Source organism: Actinocrispum wychmicini (assembly GCF_004345645.1).
Lineage (GTDB): Bacteria > Actinomycetota > Actinomycetes > Mycobacteriales > Pseudonocardiaceae > Kibdelosporangium > Kibdelosporangium wychmicini.
This window is the reverse complement of sequence record NZ_SLWS01000002.1, coordinates 16,953-36,662: the sequence shown is the minus strand read 5'-3', so window position 1 is coordinate 36,662 and position 19,710 is coordinate 16,953. Positions and strand designations below refer to the sequence as shown.

17 protein-coding genes are annotated in these 19,710 nt (G+C 67.3%); 10 read left to right on the top strand and 7 right to left on the bottom strand.

Annotation, left to right across the window (positions count from 1 at the left end):
* Positions 1 to 3: 3 nt before the first annotated feature.
* Positions 4 to 1,734, bottom strand: a complete 1,731-nt coding sequence (locus EV192_RS08820) for a fatty acyl-AMP ligase (RefSeq protein WP_132113285.1) — start codon at positions 1,732 to 1,734, stop codon at positions 4 to 6.
* The gene (locus EV192_RS08815) at positions 1,731 to 3,038 is read right to left on the bottom strand and encodes an LLM class flavin-dependent oxidoreductase (RefSeq protein WP_207925945.1); all 1,308 of its coding nucleotides are present in this window, start codon (positions 3,036 to 3,038) and stop codon (positions 1,731 to 1,733) included. The genes EV192_RS08820 and EV192_RS08815 overlap by 4 nt, the downstream gene beginning before the upstream one ends.
* A 238-nt stretch (positions 3,039 to 3,276) precedes the next feature.
* Here EV192_RS08815 and EV192_RS08810 point away from each other — a divergent pair, with 238 nt between their 5' ends.
* The 4 genes from EV192_RS08810 to EV192_RS08795 are packed head-to-tail and all read left to right on the top strand — an operon-like array spanning position 3,277 to position 7,284.
* The gene (locus EV192_RS08810) at positions 3,277 to 4,572 is read left to right on the top strand and encodes an argininosuccinate synthase-related protein (RefSeq protein WP_132113283.1); all 1,296 of its coding nucleotides are present in this window, start codon (positions 3,277 to 3,279) and stop codon (positions 4,570 to 4,572) included.
* Entirely contained in the window at positions 4,563 to 5,387 is an 825-nt protein-coding gene (locus EV192_RS08805) for a phytanoyl-CoA dioxygenase family protein (RefSeq protein WP_165960290.1), read from the top strand. Before EV192_RS08810 ends, EV192_RS08805 begins: the two co-directional genes overlap by 10 nt.
* Before the next feature lie 42 nt (positions 5,388 to 5,429).
* Positions 5,430 to 6,116, top strand: a complete 687-nt coding sequence (locus EV192_RS08800) for a class I SAM-dependent methyltransferase (RefSeq protein WP_132113279.1) — start codon at positions 5,430 to 5,432, stop codon at positions 6,114 to 6,116.
* The gene (locus tag EV192_RS08795) at positions 6,109 to 7,284 is read left to right on the top strand and encodes an acyl-CoA dehydrogenase family protein (RefSeq protein WP_132113277.1); all 1,176 of its coding nucleotides are present in this window, start codon (positions 6,109 to 6,111) and stop codon (positions 7,282 to 7,284) included. Before EV192_RS08800 ends, EV192_RS08795 begins: the two co-directional genes overlap by 8 nt.
* A 6-nt stretch (positions 7,285 to 7,290) precedes the next feature.
* On the opposite strand, the gene EV192_RS08790 is transcribed toward EV192_RS08795, so the two are convergent.
* Both EV192_RS08790 and EV192_RS08785 read right to left on the bottom strand, forming a co-directional pair.
* Complete coding sequence (locus EV192_RS08790) at positions 7,291 to 8,151, bottom strand: transglutaminase-like domain-containing protein (RefSeq protein ID WP_132113275.1); 861 nt, start codon at positions 8,149 to 8,151, stop codon at positions 7,291 to 7,293.
* A complete protein-coding gene (locus EV192_RS08785; RefSeq protein ID WP_132113272.1) occupies positions 8,148 to 9,491 on the bottom strand; it encodes an ATP-grasp domain-containing protein in 1,344 nt (447 codons plus the stop codon). The genes EV192_RS08790 and EV192_RS08785 overlap by 4 nt, the downstream gene beginning before the upstream one ends.
* A gap of 115 nt (positions 9,492 to 9,606) precedes the next feature.
* On the opposite strand from EV192_RS08785, the gene EV192_RS08780 reads away from it, so the two are divergent.
* Positions 9,607 to 10,380 carry a PIG-L deacetylase family protein gene (locus EV192_RS08780; protein ID WP_132113269.1) on the top strand — a complete coding sequence of 258 codons (774 nt, stop codon included), beginning with the start codon at positions 9,607 to 9,609 and terminating at the stop codon, positions 10,378 to 10,380.
* A gap of 17 nt (positions 10,381 to 10,397) precedes the next feature.
* Positions 10,398 to 11,762, top strand: coding sequence for an aldehyde dehydrogenase family protein (locus tag EV192_RS08775; RefSeq protein WP_207925944.1), 1,365 nt, complete (start codon positions 10,398 to 10,400; stop codon positions 11,760 to 11,762).
* 9 nt (positions 11,763 to 11,771) lie between these two features.
* Here the strand turns inward: EV192_RS08775 and EV192_RS08770 are convergent, their stop codons facing one another.
* A complete protein-coding gene (locus EV192_RS08770; RefSeq protein ID WP_207925943.1) occupies positions 11,772 to 13,205 on the bottom strand; it encodes a class I adenylate-forming enzyme family protein in 1,434 nt (477 codons plus the stop codon).
* Positions 13,202 to 14,443 (bottom strand): type III PLP-dependent enzyme domain-containing protein, encoded by a 1,242-nt coding sequence (locus tag EV192_RS08765; RefSeq protein ID WP_132113263.1) that lies wholly within the window; start codon positions 14,441 to 14,443, stop codon positions 13,202 to 13,204. The genes EV192_RS08770 and EV192_RS08765 overlap by 4 nt, the downstream gene beginning before the upstream one ends.
* A 408-nt stretch (positions 14,444 to 14,851) precedes the next feature.
* On the opposite strand from EV192_RS08765, the gene EV192_RS08760 reads away from it, so the two are divergent.
* A complete protein-coding gene (locus tag EV192_RS08760; RefSeq protein WP_132113260.1) occupies positions 14,852 to 15,952 on the top strand; it encodes an integrase core domain-containing protein in 1,101 nt (366 codons plus the stop codon).
* Between the two features lie 5 nt (positions 15,953 to 15,957).
* Positions 15,958 to 16,638 carry a tetratricopeptide repeat protein gene (locus EV192_RS08755; protein ID WP_132113257.1) on the top strand — a complete coding sequence of 227 codons (681 nt, stop codon included), beginning with the start codon at positions 15,958 to 15,960 and terminating at the stop codon, positions 16,636 to 16,638.
* 4 nt (positions 16,639 to 16,642) lie between these two features.
* Here the strand turns inward: EV192_RS08755 and EV192_RS08750 are convergent, their stop codons facing one another.
* Complete coding sequence (locus EV192_RS08750; protein WP_132113254.1) at positions 16,643 to 17,857, bottom strand: glycosyltransferase family 4 protein; 1,215 nt, start codon at positions 17,855 to 17,857, stop codon at positions 16,643 to 16,645.
* Between the two features lie 121 nt (positions 17,858 to 17,978).
* Here EV192_RS08750 and EV192_RS08745 point away from each other — a divergent pair, with 121 nt between their 5' ends.
* Positions 17,979 to 19,013, top strand: coding sequence for an NBR1-Ig-like domain-containing protein (locus EV192_RS08745; RefSeq protein WP_165960289.1), 1,035 nt, complete (start codon positions 17,979 to 17,981; stop codon positions 19,011 to 19,013).
* A complete protein-coding gene (locus EV192_RS08740) occupies positions 19,010 to 19,663 on the top strand; it encodes a hypothetical protein (protein ID WP_132113248.1) in 654 nt (217 codons plus the stop codon). Before EV192_RS08745 ends, EV192_RS08740 begins: the two co-directional genes overlap by 4 nt.
* The last annotated feature ends 47 nt before the right edge of the window (positions 19,664 to 19,710 follow it).

Below are 19,710 nucleotides of genomic sequence, written 5' to 3'. Positions count from 1 at the left end.
GTCCTACGCCTCCGCCGGCTCGACGCGGGATCCGGTGCCCCGCAACGGGAACACCACATCGAGTGCACCGGCGCGATAGTCCGCGCGGCACGCGTGCCTACGCAGTTTGCCGCTGGACGTCTTGGCGACCGACCGAGGCCGGATGAAGACCACGTCGTCGACGCCGACCTCCAGTCGTTCGAACACGGCCCGCCGAACGGCCGACGCGAGTTCGGCGAGTTCGGCGTCGTCCTGCTCGCTGGTCTCCTGAACGAGCACCAGGTTCGAGCTGTCGCCGTCGGCCAGGAAGCTCGCGCCGCAACCGGGCCGCAGGCGCGAGTCCACGGCCTGCGCCGCTTCTTCGACGTCCGCGGGGTAGATGTTCCGTCCCCGGACCACCATCAGGTCCTTGCGGCGGCCGGTCAGGTAGAGGTCGCCATCGCGCAGGAAGCCAAGATCTCCAGTGCGCAGGAACGGCTCACCGCCGTTGGCGAGGACCGCGCCGAAGACGTCGTCCGACTCGTCACGCCTGCGCCAGTAGCCGGATGTGACGCTGGGACCGGCGAACCACACCTCACCCACGCGGTCGGGACCGAGCGGGCGACCGGTCGTCGGTTCGACGATCACGACACGATGGCCGTCGGCCACGCGTCCACAGGACGCTATCTCAACCGCCCCGGACGCGTCTGGTTCTGCCGGCTCGGCTCGGTCGTTCTCCAGCGCGGACCGACTGATCCACGCCGTGCCGACCCCATTCCCGTACTGGGCGCCGGAGACGAACAAGGACGCTTCGGCAAGGCCGTAGCACGGGAACATCGCGTTGGCGTCGAAGCCGACCGAGCTGAACCTTCGCGCGAACCGTCGCAGCACATCCGGCCGGATCTTCTCGGCACCGGAGAACGCCACCCGCCAGCTCGACAGGTCAAGGCGATCGCGGTCCGCGTCGTCGACGCGCCGGGTGCACAGGTCGAAGCCGAAGTTCGGACCACCGCTCACCACGCCGCCGAACCGGGAGATCGTCTCCAGCCAGAGCGCGGGCCGGCGCAGGAAGTCCTGCGGTGCCATCAGGTATGAGGAAAAGCCGGCGTACAGCGCTTCCAGGATGAAGCCGACCAGCCCCATGTCGTGGTATGACGGCACCCAGCCGACCGCGGTGGTGTCGGCGGACAGCTTCATCGCGGCGCGGATGGCCTCCAGGTTCGCCATAAGATGTCGGTGACGCACCACGACGCCCTTCGGCATCGCCGTGGAGCCGGATGTGTACTGCACGAACGCCACGTCACCGTCAAGCACTCTCGGGGGTTTCCAGCCATCCCCGGATCCGGGGCACACGCGGTCGGTGGCCATCCAACGCGCGCCCGCAGGGGTGTCGACGAGCCCGGCGGACTCGTTCGCGGCGAGCAGCGCGCCGGTGGTGAGGAGCGCCTCCGGGCGAGCGTCGGCGATTACGTGCTCCAGGCGGGAGAGCGCGTGGCGGAGATCCGCTCCGCTCGGCGGGTAGACCGGGACGGGGGCCACACCCGCGTACAGGGCACCGAAGAACGCGACAACGAACTCAAGCCCCGGCGGATAGAGCAGGATCGCTCTCGCGCCCTGCGGCGCCAACAGGCTCAGTTCGGCGGCGACATCGCGGGCGCGACGGTCAAGCTCCATATAGGACAGTGACATGGGCGGGACCTTGCCGTCGCTGACAAACCGGTAGCCGCGCTCCGCACCGTCGGCAGCGCGTTCACGCAGCACATCCACGAGTGTCATTTGCCACCCTGCCCGACGTTGAGCCGCCAGAGTTGAGCCGCGTCCAGCGCGCGTTTCGCACCCCACTCCTGACTGTTCACTCCGCGCCGCTCCCACAGCACCGGGTACGCTTCGACCGGTTCAACGGCAGTGTCCGGCAGGGGCGGAACATGCCGCAGCGCCTGCTCGACGTACGGCGCGAGTTCCTCTTCCTTCCGTTTCTTGCGTGTCTCGTTGCGCTCGCTGAACTCAGGCAGCACCTCGGTACCGAGGAGCTCCAGGGACTCGCACACATGATCATGCTCGTAGTCCCCAGCCTGCTGGAGAAAGATGACCTGGTCGACACCGGCGGCCTCGAGTTCCGCGATGTGGGCACGCGCCTGATCCGGCGTGCCGACCGCGGCGATGCCGGCCATGGGTTCCGGCTCAGCCTGGGAGAACTCCCGCCACAGGTCGCTTCGCCCCGGCGTGTGCGTGCCGAAGCGGAAGTAGTACGCGAGCGCCCATTTGAAGAACTGTTGGCCCGCCAGCCCGCGTTGACGAGCGACATCCTCGTCGCGGTGAACCATGACGCCGGCGAGCATGGCGATGTTGGGGTTGACAGCGCGACCGATCGGGCGACACTCCGCCTTGAAGGTGTCGTAATACTCCCGAACCCAGAAAGCGGCCTCCTCACCGTTCATGAACGCGAACGTGAGCGCGCCAAGACCCAGGCGCGCGGCCAGCTTCACGGTGTCCCGGTTGGTACACGCCACCCACATGGGCGGATGCGGCCGTTGCACCGGCTTCGGTACGATGTTGCGGGCGGGCATCGAGAAGAACTCGCCCGAATAGCCCGGGTAGGGGTTCGCGGCCAGCATTTTCGCGCATTCCCGGAGCGCTTCCGCCCACAGTGCGCGTTTCTTCACGTAGTCGACATGAAACGCTTCGAGCTCCAGCCTGGAACTGGACTCCCCGGTGCCCCACTCCACCCGCCCGCCGCTGACGAGGTCGAGGGTCGCGATGCGTTCGGCGACCCGCGCGGGGTGGTTGTACTGCGGCGGCATCAAATTGACGCCGTGGCCGATCCGCATGGTCTTCGTGCGCTGGCTGACGGCGGCGAGGAACACCTCCGGGGCACTGGAATGGGAGTATTCCTCCAGGAAATGATGCTCCTGTGCCCAGGCGTAGCCGATCCCGGCCCGCTCGCCCAGTTCGGCCCACTCAAGCGCGTTGTGGAACAGTCGCTGCTCGTCGTCATCCGCCCACGGCCGCGGCAGTTGGAGTTCGAAGAACATGCCGAAGTCCATGCCGCCCCTGTCGTCGCTCGCAAAAGTCCGGGCCATCACCCGGGGATGGCACGCGTCTCGCGTCCACGCCGCAACCCCCAGTTTGCAGACGACACCGTGATCTGATGGGTACCACAGGCCCAGCGCGTGCGCAAGGCGCGGCGCCGTTCGTCCCAGTGCTGGTCGCGTGCGAAACATCAACCACCGCAAGGCCCTTGGCTTGTAGGGTGGTTTGTGGTGGACTGACGCTCAGTTACCTGGGGGTGGCGTACATGCGTACTGCGGTGCTCGGCGGATGAGCGATCGACGGATCCGGCGTGTTCAGGACATCGCGCGGCTCGGTGGCCACCGAGCACCCGTGGTGGCGCTGTACAGCGGCGGGCTGGACAGTTCCTATCTGCTGAAGTTGCTGCGTGAGGCCGGTGTTCGCGAGGTCGTGGCGCTGGTCGTCGACGTCGGTGACGACCTGGGTGTCGACTCGTTGGCCAGCCGGGCGGGCAGGCTCGGCGCCGATCTGGCCGTAGTGGACGCTCGCGAGCAGTTCGCGGACGAGTTCGTGGCCCCCGCGATCCAGGCCGGCGCGCACTACCTGGCGGGCTATCCGATCAGCTCCTCCCTCAGCCGTCCACTGATCGCGTTGAAGGCCATGGAGGTGGCCACCGAGTGCGGTGCCACGGCGATCGTTCATTCGGCCCACCCGTCGCAGAACACCCTGCGGCGTATCAACACTTCGCTTGACATTCTCGGTTTTCCCGGGATGTTCGGCACACCGTTCGAGCTGACTCCGGTGTCCCGCTCCCGCGAGGCGGCGGAGCTGGCCGCTGTCGGTGTCGACGAGCTGGCCGACCGCACGATCAGCGTGGACAGCAACCTGTGGTGCCGTGAGTTCGAGTCAGGTGTGCTTGAGGATCCGGAGCGGTTCGAAATCCCCGAGCGTCTCTACGAGTGGACCAGGCCCGGCCAGCCGGTCGCACAGGACTCGACCGAGATCCGGTACGAGGGCGGCGTTCCGGTCCAAGTGGACGGGCGGCCGCTCGGCCTGGTCGAGCTGATCGCCGAGGTGAACCGGCTGGCCGGAGCCCATGGACTCGGCAGGTATGTGGGGCTGGAGCACCTGAGCACGGGTGCGAAGGTGCTCGAAGCCAGGGAAATGCCCGCTGCGCACGTCCTGCTGGCCGGCTTCGCCCACCTGCTGTCGGCCACGGTGGACGCGGAGACGATCCGCGAGAAGCTGCATCTGGATCAGCTGTGGGTTCGTGAGGCCGTCGAGGGCCGTTGGTTCGGTCGGCTGCGCGTGGCGGCCCAGGAGTTCATCTCCAGCGTGAGCGCGGGCGTGTCCGGGACCGTCCGAATGAAGCTCACTGGCGGGCAGGCCAGTCCGGTGTCGATTCGCGCTCGCGCACCGCTCTATCTCCGCGACCGTGGTTCATGGGACGCGACGAACTCGCCTCGACCCGGTGCCACCTCGACAGCGGCAGTCGAGGAGCGGGTGCCGGCGGAGTGGCCCAGGGACGAGCTGACCGGTGTGCCGGGGGACCGTGGACCATCTCGTCCGCGCGGACAACGAGAGGATCGACCACCATGGAAATGACCGGGAGCACCACGGTGTTGAGCGCCGAGGCTGTCACGGCGTACCACCGGGACGGGTACGTCCTCGCCCCCGGACGCCTCCCTGCCGTGGCCATGACCCGATTGTCCGCGGCGGTGCCAGCCATTCTAGACGAGGACAGCGCACGACGGATCATGGAGCGCGACGGGGTCACCGTCCGGTCCGTCTACGGGCCGCATCTGGCCGACCAGACGGTGGCGTCGCTGAGCCGGTTGACGGAACTGGCCGGTGCCGCGATGGACCTGATCGGTGAGCCCGTCTACGTCCACCAGTCGAAGGTCAACGTCAAGGCGCCGTTCGTAGGTGACCAGTGGCAGTGGCACCAGGACTACATCTACTGGCTCCAGGACGACGGCATCCGGGAACCGAACCTGGTCAACGCGGCGGTGTTCCTCGACGAGGTGAACGAGTTCAACGGGCCGCTGACGTTCGTCCCAGGCTCGCACGACCAGGGCGTGCTCGCCGCGGTCGAGAAGGAAGGTCTGCCGATCGGCTACGAGGACGCGCCCCAGTGGGTGTCGACGTTGACGGCCGACGAGAAGTACGGTGTCCGGCACGACGTCATCGAGCGACTTGTCCGCAGCCGGGGGTTGGTCAGCCCCAAAGGGCCGGCCGGGTCGGTACTCTTCTTCCACCCCAACATTCTGCACGCGTCGTCGCAGAACATCTCGCCCTTCGGGCGGCGCACGTTGATACTGGTCTACAACGGAGTCAGCAACCCGGCGACGAACACGGAGAACCCGCGGCCGGAGTTCCTGGCCGCTCGGGACACCACGCCGATCGCCGTCGGCGAGTAGCGCCGTTCGGCCGTCGCGACTCAGGGCAGGGGGAACATGGCCGTGACAGGCAACCGTCCAGCCGCCGCCCGGCGGCTGGCGGCGGCGTCCCTGGGCCGGGGAGACCCGGTTGGCTGGTTCGAGGAACTGTACGCGGCCGCCGGGCGCGGAGAGGCCGTCGTGCCTTGGGCGGAGTACATCCCGAACGTGCACCTGGTCGCCTGGGCGGCAGATCAGGAGGTGACCGGCTCAGGCAGGCGCGCGTTGGTCATCGGATGCGGGTTAGGCGACGACGCGGAGTACCTGGCGCGTCTGGGGTTCGCCGTCACCGCCTTCGACGTGGCACCGACTGCCGTGGCCCAGGCGAAGTCCCGGTCGGCCGGATCACCGGTCGAGTACGTCGTCGCCGATGTGCTGAACCCACCCCCGGCCTGGCGCGGTGCCTACGACCTGGTGGTCGAGGCGTACACAGTGCAGGTACACCAAGGTGATGCCAGGGCGACCGCCATCGGGAACATCGTGGACACGGTCGCCTCGGGCGGCACGCTTCTGGTTGTCGCCCATGCCCGTGCGGACGACGAGAAGCGCGGGTCGATGCCGTGGCCGCTCACTCGCGGCGAGATCGAGGCGTTCGCGACCGACGGCCTTGTGCTCGCGCGAGTCGACGAAGTCCACGACAACATGCCACCTGGGCGTCGATGGCGAGCCGAGTACCGACGGCCGGAGGTGGTGAGTCAGGTTCGTGAGTGACTCCACGCTGACTCAGGTATCCGCACTGGCAGCGATCGCCGCCGCGCAACGCGTCGCGACCAGCGTCGCGGCGGATCATGCCGCTGCCGTGGACCGGGCGGCCGCGTTCCCGGTCGAGACACTCGGCGCTATCGCCGACGCGCGACTGCTTGCCGCGGCGGCTCCGACCACTCTGGGCGGGCTGGGGCTGCCGTTGTCGACCCTGGCGCGCATCGGCATGGCGCTGGCCCGTGGATGCGGGGCGAGTGCCATGATCTGGGCGATGCACCAACTCCAGTTGGCGTGCGTCACCCGCCACGGAGGGGACGGTTCGTCCACTGTGTCCGGTTTGTTGTCCACCATCGTGGCGGACAACCTGCTTTTGGCCTCCGCTACCAGTGAGCGGGGCTCAGGAGGCGACCTGCGCCGAAGTCACGCGGCTGTCGTACGGGACGCATCGGGATACAGCCTGGAAAAAGATTCCCCGACAGTGTCCTACGGCGAGCAGGCTGGGGCGTTTTTCCTGTCGGCGCGCCGCAACCCGGCCGCCGCCGCGGACGATCAGGTGGCGGTGCTGGTCCTCGGCGGCGAGGTCGAACGGCGACGGACCGATCACTGGAACCCGATGGGGATGCGTGGCACCTGCAGCCCCGGCTTCATGTTGAGAACGAGGTTCGAGGCGGACCACATCCTGCCCGACCCGTTCTCGGAGATCGCCACCCGAACGCTCATCCCGTGGTCCCAGATCCTCTGGTCCGGGGTCTGGATCGGGCTGGCGTCCGAGGCCCTCCACCGCGCCGCGCGTTGTCTTGACGAACGCGCGCAACGGACACAGTCCGCCGTGACCGATCGCAGGATGGCCTGGGCCGACCAGATCCTGGTGGGGCTGGAGGCCCAGTTGGACGACGCGATCGCGTGGTTCGAGGCCGTCGACCGTGACGACCGGACAGCGGACAAGGCGTTCCGGGCGCGGATGAACGCGCTGAAGCTGGCCGCCTCAACGTCCAGTGTGGAGGTGGCACAGCACGCGCTGGCAATGTGCGGCTTCGCTGGCTACCAGGAGGACGGGCCGTACTCCATCGCGAGGCTGCTCCGGGATTTGTACTCGGCGCAGGTAATGGTGTCCAACGACAGGCTGCTCGACATCAATGCGGCCAACGTGGCCGCCGTGCGGGCAGCGGACGCCTGAGTCCGCTCAGCGGTCAGGTCGCACCAAGTCGAGATCGGCGGGCACGGCGATGCCGTCTCGCCGATACGCCCTTTCGAGCTCCGGCTGGGCGTCGGCCAGCACCGCGTCGGCGAGTCCGTCGATCACCGACTCGTCCACTGTGGACCTTCCCAGGTCCCAGTCGTCCACGACGCCCCAGTAGTCCCACGGCAGCATTTCGTCCTTGTTCAGCGCGGCCAGGTCACGGATCACGCTGCCCGCGATCATCTTGGCGCCACGACTGTCGCCGAAGCCGAACAACTCCGGATCGAGCTCGCCCCGCCGGTAGCCGCGCCAGGCTTCAGCCCCCGCGAGGAACGCCGTCGCCGGTAGATCTTCTGGGTCAAGGGCCACCCGGAAGACCTTGGTGACCACCGGGTCAAGCTCGGCGTCGGCCCGCTGCCAGCGCTGTGTCCCGGTGTTCCAGTACTCCAGGATCCAGTGATCCACCCAGCTTGCCGGATCGAAGTAGTTGGCGAAGCCGCACCGCACCCGGCTGGGCACGCCCTGGTCTCTGAGCAGCGCGCAGTACAGCACGGCGAAATGACGGCAGGAACCCCAAACTCGGTCCTCGGGCTGCCGCGCGACGGCCAGCGGAAGGTCCGCCCTGGACCGCAATGCGGCGAGCAGTTCGCCCACCGGGCGGAGATGGATCTCCCGCATGCGGACGTCGTCATGACCAAGTCCGTAGAGGTGAACCAGGTCGCCGTGGATCAGGACGCCGTGCAGAACCTGCCGGAGCAGGCCGGGGTCTGTGGGCAGGTCATGGAACCAGGACAGCGGGTCGGGCAGGGCCGTCATCGGACCCGGTTGGGTATAGAACCACTGCTGGATGTCTTGTGCTGTCATGTCAGGCTTCCGTCGAAGCCGGCGGAAGACGTGAGACTGGACTCGATGGCGTCGCGCACCGTGTCAGCGTAGCTCTCGGCGGTCGCGGCGTCAGCACCGAGGGTGACGAAGCCGTAGGACCGTTTACGATGGGACAGCAGCCGAGTGGCCACAGGTAGGGCAAGGAACCCCTGATGCCGCAACCGCTGGAAGGCCGGGCGCAGGTCCGGGTAGCCGAGGTTCGGCGGAGCCGACGCCGGGACGGGGATCGCGTGCTGGGCGTGGGCGACGGCGTCCCGAGCGGGCTGCCAGCTGTCCAGCAGCGGGATCCACTGTGTGCCGCCGGTGCGCCGGGCGTTGAACTCGGTGACGTGGATGTCGCCGCGTTCGTCGGCGAGGAAGTCGATCCCGAACCAGCCGCGGAAGCCCAGCCGGCGGGCCGCGGCCGCGACTTGACGGGAGATGTCGGTGATCTCGTCGGCGATGGCGGAGGGGAGCAGGCCGGCACCGATGTTCACACTCACGAACCGGTGGATGTCCACGGTCATGATGCTCAGGACAAGGTCCGCGATGCCGTCGTCGGCGATGAGCATGTCGACCGCGGGGTTGCCGAAGTCGTGGTGGTGTGGCAGGTACTTCTGGACGAGCAGGGGGAACATGCGCAGCAACGGATCGTCGCGTAGCACGCGCCAGAACTCGTCCAAGGCTCCTGGTTCGGGCTGGACCACGGCCGAGCCCTCGCCAGCGGTGCCATAGAAGCCGCGGACGATCGCGGTGTCGCCGTTCGCGCGCATCATTTCGAGGATCCCGCGCAGTTCGTGCCAGGAGTCCACTGTGACGCCCGGGGCGACCCGCACACCGGGGATCTGGTTGGCAAGGTCGAGGCAACTGGCCTTGGAGTCCAGGTACAAGCTGGTCCAGTACTGGTTCTCGGCGGGAACGTCAAGCAGAACCTCGTGTCCGAACCCACGGACCGCCGCCGCGAGACGGTAGAGGTCCTCGGTCGCTCCCCAGGAGACGAACTGAACTCGCTTGTGGTCCGCGAGATGCCGGCGTAGGGCGGCCATTGCCGCCGCGTCGTCAAGCATGTCCTCGATGATCCTGCCACTGCGGAACGTCGGGCAGATCAAGGGCGGTGACCTCAGGCCCATGGCCTCGTGCACGTCAGCGAACCACTGCATGTCGACTGTGGTCGGCAGTACCTGTACGCGCCGCTCTCGGCTCCAGAACACGCTCTGGTCCGCCATCGCGCGCCCGAACAGCTGGAAGCTGTCGACCGTGGCCGGATCGAGCGTCAGTCGCGGATGACGGAGGTTGAACTCCGCGATGTTGGGGACAACCAGGTCGATGGTGTCGGACATTGCGCTCCCGCCGAGGACTGGGCCAGCGCCGCCCCACCGCCGGCCGGGGAGGCACACCGAATAATCGCACAGCGGACCGTTGGCCGTCGACGACCCGACCATCTAGCATCACGACATGCCCAACACGCCGCAGTCTCCTTCGTGGCTGCGAGAGGACTGGCAGCGCGCAGTATGTGTGGTGGCGCACCCGGACGACCTGGAGTTCGGTGCCGCGTCGGCGATAGCTAAATGGACCGCGCACGGCAAGGAGGTCAGCTACCTGCTGGCGACCCGCGGCGAAGCCGGTATCGATGGCATGCGTCCGGACGAGGCCGGGCCGTTGCGCGCCGAGGAGGAGCGTGTCGGCGCTCGCGAAGTCGGCGTGGACGCGGTCGAGTTCCTTGACTATCGCGACGGTGTCGTGGAGTACGGGCTGCCGCTCCGCCGTGACATCGCGCGGGTCATCCGGCGGGACAAGCCGGACGTAGTGGTCAGCTACGCCTACACCGAGCGGATGGCCGCACGACTGACCAACCAGGCGGACCATCGGGCGGTCGGGCTGGCAGCGCTCGATGCCGCGCGGGACGCAGGTAACAGGTGGGTCTTTCCGGAGCTTCTCGACGAGGGGCTGGAGCCATGGTCGGGCGTACGGTTCGTATGCTTCGCAGGCTCGGCGCAGCCGTCGCACGGTGTTGACGTGACGGGCTTCCTGGACCGCGGCATCGCCTCCCTCAGTGCTCACTCGGCTTACCTGCGTGGGCTCGATGACGCGGCCGTCAAGCCGGCTGAATTCCTCACGGAGATCGCGTCAGCCCACGGCAGCCGCCTGAATGTCGAGCACGCCGTCTTGTTCGATGTGTACGAACTCGTCCCGGACAGCGCCACCGCACGTGGTGAAAATGGCCAGTGACAGGGGGAGTGTCCGTCGTGGTGAACAAGGAACTGCCGGTGCTGAACCCGGCGACGGGCGAAGTGTTCGCGACCGTTGCGACGAGTGCGGCTGAAGATGTGACCCGTGCCGTGCGAGCGGCCACGCTTGCCGCACCGGCCTGGCGAGAGTTGGGCGAGGACAGCAGACGGGACCGACTACGCGCATGCGAGAAGGCGCTCGACGCCCACATACCGGAACTGGCCGAGTTGCTTACCCGCGAACAAGGCAAGCCACTCGCGGACGCCAGCGCCGAAGTCACCCTCGCGGCTGAGTGGTTCGGCCATACCGCCGCTTTGCGGGTGCCATCGGAGTCGCTGGTGGCGGAGCCGGCGGCGGAGATCGACCTGAGTCGTCCGCCCTATGGTACGGTGGCGGCAATCGCGCCGTCGAACTATCCCGTGTTGTTGGCGGTGACCAAAATCGCGCCCGCGTTGCTGGCCGGGAACACCGTCGTCCTGAAGCCTTCGCCGGTCACTCCGCTGTCGAGCCTGCGGATGGTCGAACTGCTGGCGAACGTGTTGCCCGCCGACGTTCTCGGCATCGTGATCGGCGCCGGCGATGTGGGGCAGGCGCTGGTGGGGGACCCAGCTGTGCAAGTGGTGTCGTTCACCGGGTCGATCCACACCGGTCGGCTGATCGCCCGGTCGGTGGCGGGTGACTTCAAGAAGGTGATCCTCGAACTGGGTGGGAACGACGCGTGCATCGTCCTTCCCGGCACGGACATCAGTCGGATCGCTCCCGGGATATTTCGACGTGCGATGGTCAACAGCGGCCAGTTCTGTGCGGCGATCAAGCGGGTATACGTACACCAGGCCGACTACGGCGATCTGGTGGACGCGCTGGCGTCCGAGGCACGGCGAGCTGTCGTGGGCGACGGGGACGCACCGGTGACCGACCTCGGCCCGCTGGCCGAACACGCGCAGCTCGAACGGGTGTCGGGCCTGGTGACGGCCGCCCGGCAGGCCGGCGGGAGAGCGGTGACCGGTGGGGCGAAGCTTGACCGGCCCGGCTACTTCTACCCCCCGACGGTCATGGACCGGCTGCCGCCAGGAACCGAGGTGGAGGTGACGGAGCAGTTCGGCCCGGTGCTCCCGGTGCTCGCGTATACGGACGTCGACGTGGCGATCCGGCGGGCGAACGACACCGAATACGGCCTCGGCGGCTCGGTGTGGGGTGACGAGGCCGAAGCCGCCGCTGTCGCCGCGTCGCTCGACTGCGGGACCGCTTGGGTCAACACTCATGGCGACCTGCGGTCGAACGTGCCGTTCGGTGGCTTCCGTTCGTCCGGCATCGGTGTCGAGTACGGTTACTACGGCCTGCTCGAATACACCCGGATGCGGGTGCGGAGCTTGGCGCGCTGAGCGGTTCGGTCAGGACACGCGTCGCGCCACCGACTCCCGGTCGATCTTCCCGTTCGAGCTACGGTCGAAGTGGTCGAACACCAGGCACACGTCCGGGACTTTGGCCGAGTCCAACCGTTCACCGAGTCCACTGAGGATGTCCGCTGGCCCGATCGTCGCCACCGCACACAACACGATGTCGCGCTCTTCGTTGGGAAGCAACAACACCGCTTCGGCGACACCCGGGATGTCCTTGGCGGCGGCTTCGATTTCCTGGACACTGGTGCGTGTGCCCCTGCGCTTGAACATGTCGTCTCGTCGGCCGTGGAAGTAGATATGCCCCACGCTGTCCAGACATCCATAGTCGCCGGTGTGCAGGGCGACAGTTCCGGTGTCCTGGTCGGTTCGGAACGTCCGTTCAGTGAGTTCGGGAGATCTCCAGTACCCCGCCATGACGTGTGGACCGCGCACCACGATCTCGCCGGTCTCGCCGGCGGGCAGCGGCCTACCGTCCTCCCCGACGATATCCACCTTCGTGCCGTCCAGCGGGCGACCGACTGACCCGGGACGCTCCAGGTCACCGTCGACCTCAAGGATGGAAATCCGTTTGCACTCCGTGGTTCCGTACATCAACTGGATCCCGGCACCAGGGAAGTGTTCCCGCAGTCGCGCGATGGTCGCGGGCGACAGGGCCTCGCCCGTGTTCGTGAAGAGGCGTATGCCGGTTGAAGCCCGGTCACGTCGCGCGCAGTGCAGCAGAATCGTGGCCAGTGACGGCACTACTGGAACCACGGTGGCGCGGTTGCGTCGCGCTTCGGCGAGCAGCAGCAAGTCGGGAGCGCCCTGGCCGGGCAGGATCAGTCGTGCACCCGCCTGAGCGCACAGGAACACCTGGTACAGCCCGTAGTCGAAGGCCAAGGACAGCCGGCACAGCACGGCGTCGTCGGGCCGGTATCGAAGCCGGGAGCCGATGGCACCGGTCGCGAAGACGACGTGGCCGTGGTGTGATACCACGGCCTTGGGAGCCGCCGTGGTTCCGGACGTGTAGATCAGCAGTGCGATATCGGTCGGCAAGACCTCGGCCGATCGGAAGGGTTCGGTGAGCGTCGCCCGAACCTGCTGCCACACGTCCGCCTGATCGGAGTCCGCGATGACGATAGCCGGCTCCGCGTCGGCCAGAACGTGGTCACGTTGGTATTCTTTCATGCTTGGGCTGATCGGGACGAAGATCCCGCCGATTCGGAGGCAGCCGTAAAGCATCGCGACGAACTCACGACGAGGCGTGGCTTCAACCACAACTCGGTCGCCGGCACCGATCCCCGCAGATGTGAGCCAGGCGGCGAAGCCATGGCTGTGGTCGGCGAGTTGGCCGTACGTCCACTCGCCGGCATCGTCGACGACCGCGAGATCGTCCGGTCTGGCTGAGGCCGCCGTGTCCAGAAGGTCGAAGACACGCGAGATCACCTGGCTGACTCCTTGCCCGCGGGCACCCGCACCAGTTCGAGACGGGACTCCGAGACGATCTTCCCGTGCCGCAGGACGATCTCACAGGGAGTGGGGCGGCTGAGGAACCCGAGCAGGCTCGCGGTGAGGCCGTAGGCGCCGACGTTCGGGATGACCAGGCGATCTCCCGGTCGCACGGCGGGCAAATCCACGTTGCGGCCAAGCACGTCCGCGGGTGTACACAAAGGACCGACCAGCGTGGCCCGGATCTCGTTGGCGTCGGCACTGGGGAACGGGGCGAGGGGATGAACGGACAACGGGAGCAGCCGCCCGATACCGGAGAGCCCGCCGAGGACGTTCACGCCCGTGTCGAGGACGACGAAACAGGTGTCGTTGCTGGTCTTGACGTCCGTGACGGTACACATGAGACTGCCGCTGTCCCCGACCAGATATCGCCCGGACTCGAAGGCCACCTCCGGGACACCAGAGCGCCAGCCAGGGAGATGCTGGTCGAGTTGTCTCCGCAACGCCTCCCGCAGAGCGGGATAGCTCGGCCGGGTCTGTGCCTGGGTGTAGGGCGCGGCGAAGCCGCCGCCCAGGTCGACCAGCCGAACTCGCAGGCCGAACGTGTCCTGGATCCGCCGAGCGGTGGCGATGTTGGACTCAAGTTCTTTGATGAGGCTGTCCTCGTCCTGAGCGTTGCTCATGGAGAACAGGTGCAGACCGCGCACATCGATCGACGGGCAATCCTGGGCGACCGCGACCGCTTCGCCGATCTGATCGAAGTGGATCCCGAACTGAGACGCGGAGCCGGTCATGTGAATGCCGCCGGACCCGGCCTCGCGGTGGGCGTTCACGCGCAGCAGGACACCGGCAGGACCCTGCTGCGCGGCCGCCAGTCGGTCGAGCCGACGCAGTTCGGCCACCGACTCGACCGAGACAAGGCCGACGCCGCGCCGCAGGGCATAAGCGATCTCTGCGTCGGTCTTTCCCGGGCCGGTGTACAGGCAGTCCTCGCCACTGTGCCCGGCCGCCAACGCGCTGTCCAACTCACCGGACGAACTGACTTCCGCGAGACAACCCGCTGAGCACAGCTCACGAACGATGTCGATGTGCGGGTTGGCTTTGAGCGAATAGTAGACCCGGCTGTGGTCGGGTAGGGCTTCCCGGAGATCCGTGATGGCGGCCACTACCCGGTCGAGATCATAGATGTAGACGGGACCCGGATACCGGTCAGCCAGATACTCGTACAGTGACACAGTGGCTCTGCCCCCAGGGTTGTGATCCCACCTGCCACGACTATCCCAACATCGCCGGCAACTGGCAACACATCCCGCCCGGATGGGAGCGCGGGACGTCCGGCTCGATCGCTGATTGAGTGGTCAACTTGATGAGTCCCCGGCATCGTCGTCATGTTTGGCGGGTCGTCGGGTGATGGCTGGTGGCACTCGGGATGACGAGTCGCACACACCACGCCGACGACAACTCACCGGTCGCCTACGGGCCGGCCGCGGATAGGGGCGGCGACCCTCTTCGGGAACTCGCCGAGAACTCGTCCCGCTTCAGGATTCTCGACGGTGTGAATGTTATTCGTGCCGAGAAATTCATCGAAGCAGGTCAACGGCCATCGGCGTGTGACCGGTCGCTGTCCGGCATGATCGCGATTCGTGCTCGTTCGCTTCGCCTATCTCGCTGTCACTCACGCCTTCGGCATGCTTCGGCTGCTGCCGATGACCGATCGTGAGAAGGACGTCGAGATCCTTGCGTTACGCCACCAACTCGCCGTCTTGCAACGACAACTCGGCGACCGGCGTCCACGATTGTGGCCTGAGGACAGGGCGTTGCTCGCAGCACTGCTGGTGCCGCTGGGCCGCGCGGCGCTGCGTAGGTTGCGGCTGCTGGTCAGTCCGGACACGGTGCTTCGGTGGCATCGCAACCTGGTAAAACGCCGCCACGTCCGCGCGAGCATGAGCCGCGGGCCAGGGCGTCCGCGCACGGTCGCGTCGATTCGCCGCCTTGTCCTGCGCCTGGCCGCCGAGAACCCGTCGTGGGGCTACCGGCGTATCCATGGCGAACTCGCCCTCCTGGGCATCTCGATCGCTCCCTCGACTGTGTGGGAGATCCTCAAGAGGGCTGGCGTCGAACCGGCCCCGCTCCGGGTGTCTGTCACCTGGGCTGACTTCCTGCGCTCCCAGGCCAAGGCGATCCTGGCGATGGATTTCATCGAGACCGTCACTCTGACCGGCGTCCGCCAGTACATCCTCGCCGTCATCCATCACGCCAGCCGACGCGTGCACATACTCGGCACGACCACGCATCCCATCCATGCCTGGGTGACGCGGGCCGTCCGCAACTTGCTGATGGATCTCGAAGACGCTGGACACCTCGTGCGGGTCAGGTTCCTCGTCCGCGATCGCGACGCCAAGTACCCCGCACTGATCGACGAGATCCTCAGTGGCGCCGGGGTCGCCACGGTGTTGACCGGTGTCCGGATGCCTCGTATGAACGCGATCATCGAACGATGGGTGAGGACGTTACGGGCCGAACTGTTGGACCGGATGCTGATGTGGAACGAGGCCCACCTCCGGCACGCGCTGCGTGAGTACGAGCGGCACTACAACCTGCACCGAACCCACCGATCGCTGGCCGCCGCAGCACCTCTGCGAGCCCTCCCGCTGGTACTTGAACCCGGCCAGATCGAACGCCTTACCGTCCACCGACGCGATCGTCTCGGCGGAATCCTTCACGAATATCAACGTGCCGCTTGACCTTGATGGACGTGGTTTTCGGCACGCACAGGCTCGGCGACCCGTACGGGGAGGCCAAGATCTGCCGGGTACTGGGCAAGTCTCTCGTCCGGCAAGGCCGGGACGCGGAAGCCGAGGACTTCCTCGGACGGGCGGTGGTCCTGTTTCATGAGCTCGGCGAGCAAGCCGAGGAGTCTGACTCGTTGCTTGGCCGGGTCACCCAGTCTTGGCGACAGGACCGGGTGGCCGAGGCGTACGCCGACGCGCGCCAAGCCCTGATGTTGGCCGAAGCCGCGAGCAGCGCCAATCTCCGCGCCACTGCCTTGAGCGCGATCGGCCGCTGCGCGCTGGCCCTGGGCGCCCCGCAGGAGACGATCAGCTGTTGCACCGCCGCCCTCGCGCTGTACCGGGCTATCGGCAACGACGAAGGTAGGGCGTATGCGTTGCGCGTACTCGGTTCCGTCTATCACCATCTCGGGCAGTGGGACGCGGCGGTGGCGACCTATGAGGAATCGCTCGCGCTGGACGTCGCCTTGCGCGATGACTATTTCGCGGCACTCGCGCTGGACCAGATCGGGCTCGTGCACCAGGCGGCCGGGCGGGTGGCTGAGGCAACCTCAGCTTGGCGGCGTTCCTTGGCGCTGCTGGAGTGCTTGGGAAACCCGGAGGCTGACGGGGTTCGCGCCCGCCTGAACGCGATCTCTTGAGACGTCAGCCCAGGTGCACCGCACTGCCTGGGCGGTTCGTGCCCGCCAATCGGTCGACCACGGCGTTCCAGCGCAACCTTGGGGCGAGCAGCTCACGGATATGGTGTGCGTGGTCGAACGCGCCGGACAGATCGGTGAGTGTGCGTCGCATCGCATCCGCCCACGCCGCAGCGTCCCGGTCCACGTCGCCGGTGACCGGCACGATTAAGGGTTCGGCCGACCATCCGAGCTGTTCGGCGAGCAGCTCGGCGATGCCGCTTCGGGAACTGACCAAGACCGGTGTGCCTGCGGCGATCGCTTCCTGGGCGACAAGGCCGAATCCTTCGACAGTGGAAGGCATGACGCACAGCGCAGCCTGGTTGAGTTCGATATCCAGCCGGTCCCGGTCCGGTACGAACGGAAGCACCGAGATCAGGTCCGCTGGCGCTCCGGCCAGGCCGGCCAGGTGGGCGCGCAGCCGGTCACATTCGTCCGCGGGTGCGCCGCGTACCCGCAGGCAGAGGGTGGGGATGTCACTGCTCGCTGCGAGCACGGCCACCGCTTTCGCGGCGATGTCTTGTCCTTTGAGCCGGATCTCGTTGGTACGGCCCAACATCAACACAGACGACGTAGCCGGCACACGCCTGCGGCGACCCTCGGCAGCCGCCGGAACTGTCAGCCCTGGATCGAGCCGGACCACCTGGACCGTGCCGTACCCGTCGTCGATGACAGACTGGGTGGTGCGCGTCAGCCGAGGTCCGACAGCCGCGACGACGTCCGCGTCAGCGGCCAGGCGCCGTGTGAAGTCTTCACGTTGTTCGATGATCCGGGTGGTCTCGTTGTTGCCTTTGTGCGGCTCGATCTCCGCCGGAGCGGTGTGCACGATGTGCACCAGCCGGGCGCCGGGGAACTGTACCTTCGCGTAGCACCACGCCGCGTTCCCGCTCACGCGATCGTGGCCGATCACGACGTCCGGGGCGAACTCTCGCACCTTGTCCGGGCAGACATACCAATTGGGACCACCCGGCGTGTCCACAGCGGTGATCAGCCGCACACCATGGTGCTCCGCGTCCGCGTGTTCCGCCGGCGACGCGGTCAGCACCAGCGACGCGATACGGTAACCGGCTGTGACGAGTGCGATCGCGAGGGATCGGTGGAAGGACGAGATCCCGCCGTGCCGGGGCAGCCATTCGTCGCACAGCACGAGGAACGAGGGTGTTGATGAAGAACTCCGCCGCATGACGCCACTGTTCGGACGACCGTCATATCCGCGCAAGTTAACATTGCCGCGGCATCGTGTCCCCGGGGCGACCACGTGTCATCGGATCATCCTGTGTATCCAGCGAGAGGGGCTCACCGGCGTGGCGTCGATCGACTTCTGGCAGGGCGTCAGGCTGGCCGGCGTTCGGCTAGCCGGCGCTCCACGGCATATCGTCCCCACCCGCGAGCTCAGCGCCGCGATGCGGCAGATCAGAGCCGCGACCGGCGACAGCCAAGAGGCGTCGGCCGAGGTGCTCAACGCGACGCTCCGCCGGTTGTATCCGGACATCGAGGGGGCTGAATCGCGAACCGGCGGCCGCCATTCGCCGCCGCATCTGGTGACCCAGAAGTATTTGTCCCACGTGGAACGGGGGACCAACGCGCGGCTGCGGGTGCCGGAATGGCTGAGCAAGAACGGCGTCGACGAGACTGCCGAATACGCTCAGGCCAGCCGGGTACGGCCGTGGCTGGTCCGCGCCTACGACATCGCCTTCGGCGGCGACGGATACCTCATTGCCATGCACGCGTGGGCGAACGCGATGCGCGCGGACCAGCGCCACGTTCCGCCGAAACGAACTCGCAACCTGCCGACGGATTTTCCGCCCGGCACGGAGTTCGAGGCGCTCCGCGCCGACCTGCGGGACGCTCCGGACCACGTACTCGCCATACTTCGGGACCAGGCCAACGAACTACGCGCCCGTCGGGATCGATGGAATGACCGGTCGGCCTGGCATCCCAGCCGCGGCGACAAGACGGGCACGCTCGGCGACGGCGACCTACCCAACCCGGAAGGCATGCTGGTGTGGCCGGGCGAATACCGAGTGGTGCGGTGGGTGCTGCACAACACTGGCACCGTGCCGTGGCGGGACCGGCTGCTGTTTCCCGTTGGCCTCACTGCCGACGGCCCGAAGACGGTCCCGTTCCTGCCTGTCCCCGACACCGATCCCGGTGGCACGGCTGAGGTGCGGTGCGTGGTGCGAGCGCCGGAACGGCCCGGCACGTACCGGTTCTGTGTCAAGGCGATGTGGCCCAACGGCGTGCACTGCTTCCCTACGCTTCTGCTGGGCCTCATCTACACGGCTACGGTACCTCCCGAAGATCTCGGTGACTGTTACAAGGAATGGGCGCAGCGATGAAGGGGCAGCACTTGAAGGCGTTGCGCGGGACGATGTCTCAGCAGAAGTTCATCGAGCTGCTCGAAACGCATGGCTTTCCCGAGGATGAGGTGAGCCGTCAACGGCTCAGCAGGGTCGAGAAGGGCGAAGCGGACCTGCCGCCCGAGATCTGGGAGGCACTGGCGGAGGCCCTGCTGGCCGGTGGCCGGTCCGAGGCCGAGGTCGAGCCGCTCTGGCCGGACGAACCGGTGCTGGCGGCCGCGCCGTCGAACACACCGGAGTTCCGCCGACGGCAGTGGCTCAGTCTGGCGGAGCGGCTGCCACGCAGCCGATGGTGGCGTAGCTTCGACCAGTTGCTGGCGGAATTCGCCGGCCCACGCTGGCTCCGTGACTACCAGAAAATCGTCCGGGAGATCGGTTTCGACCAATACGACCAGCTCACTGAGGCCGAACGGCTGCTGCGCCTCGGCGGTACCCCAGAGGGACGCGGCGTGCCTGTGCCGGGCGACTCGATCGCGCTCGCCAGCGACCTCGAAGCGTTCGCCGGCGATGTCACCGATCGCACGGTTGGCCTGCCATCGAACCACGTCTTCCTGCTCCGGCAACGGCTGGCGAACACCGGAACCGCACATTGGCGGGACCGGATGCTGTATCGGTCGGGCCGCTGGTAACCGCGAGCACCCCATTCGTCCCACCCCTGCTGCCGATCCCGGCCACC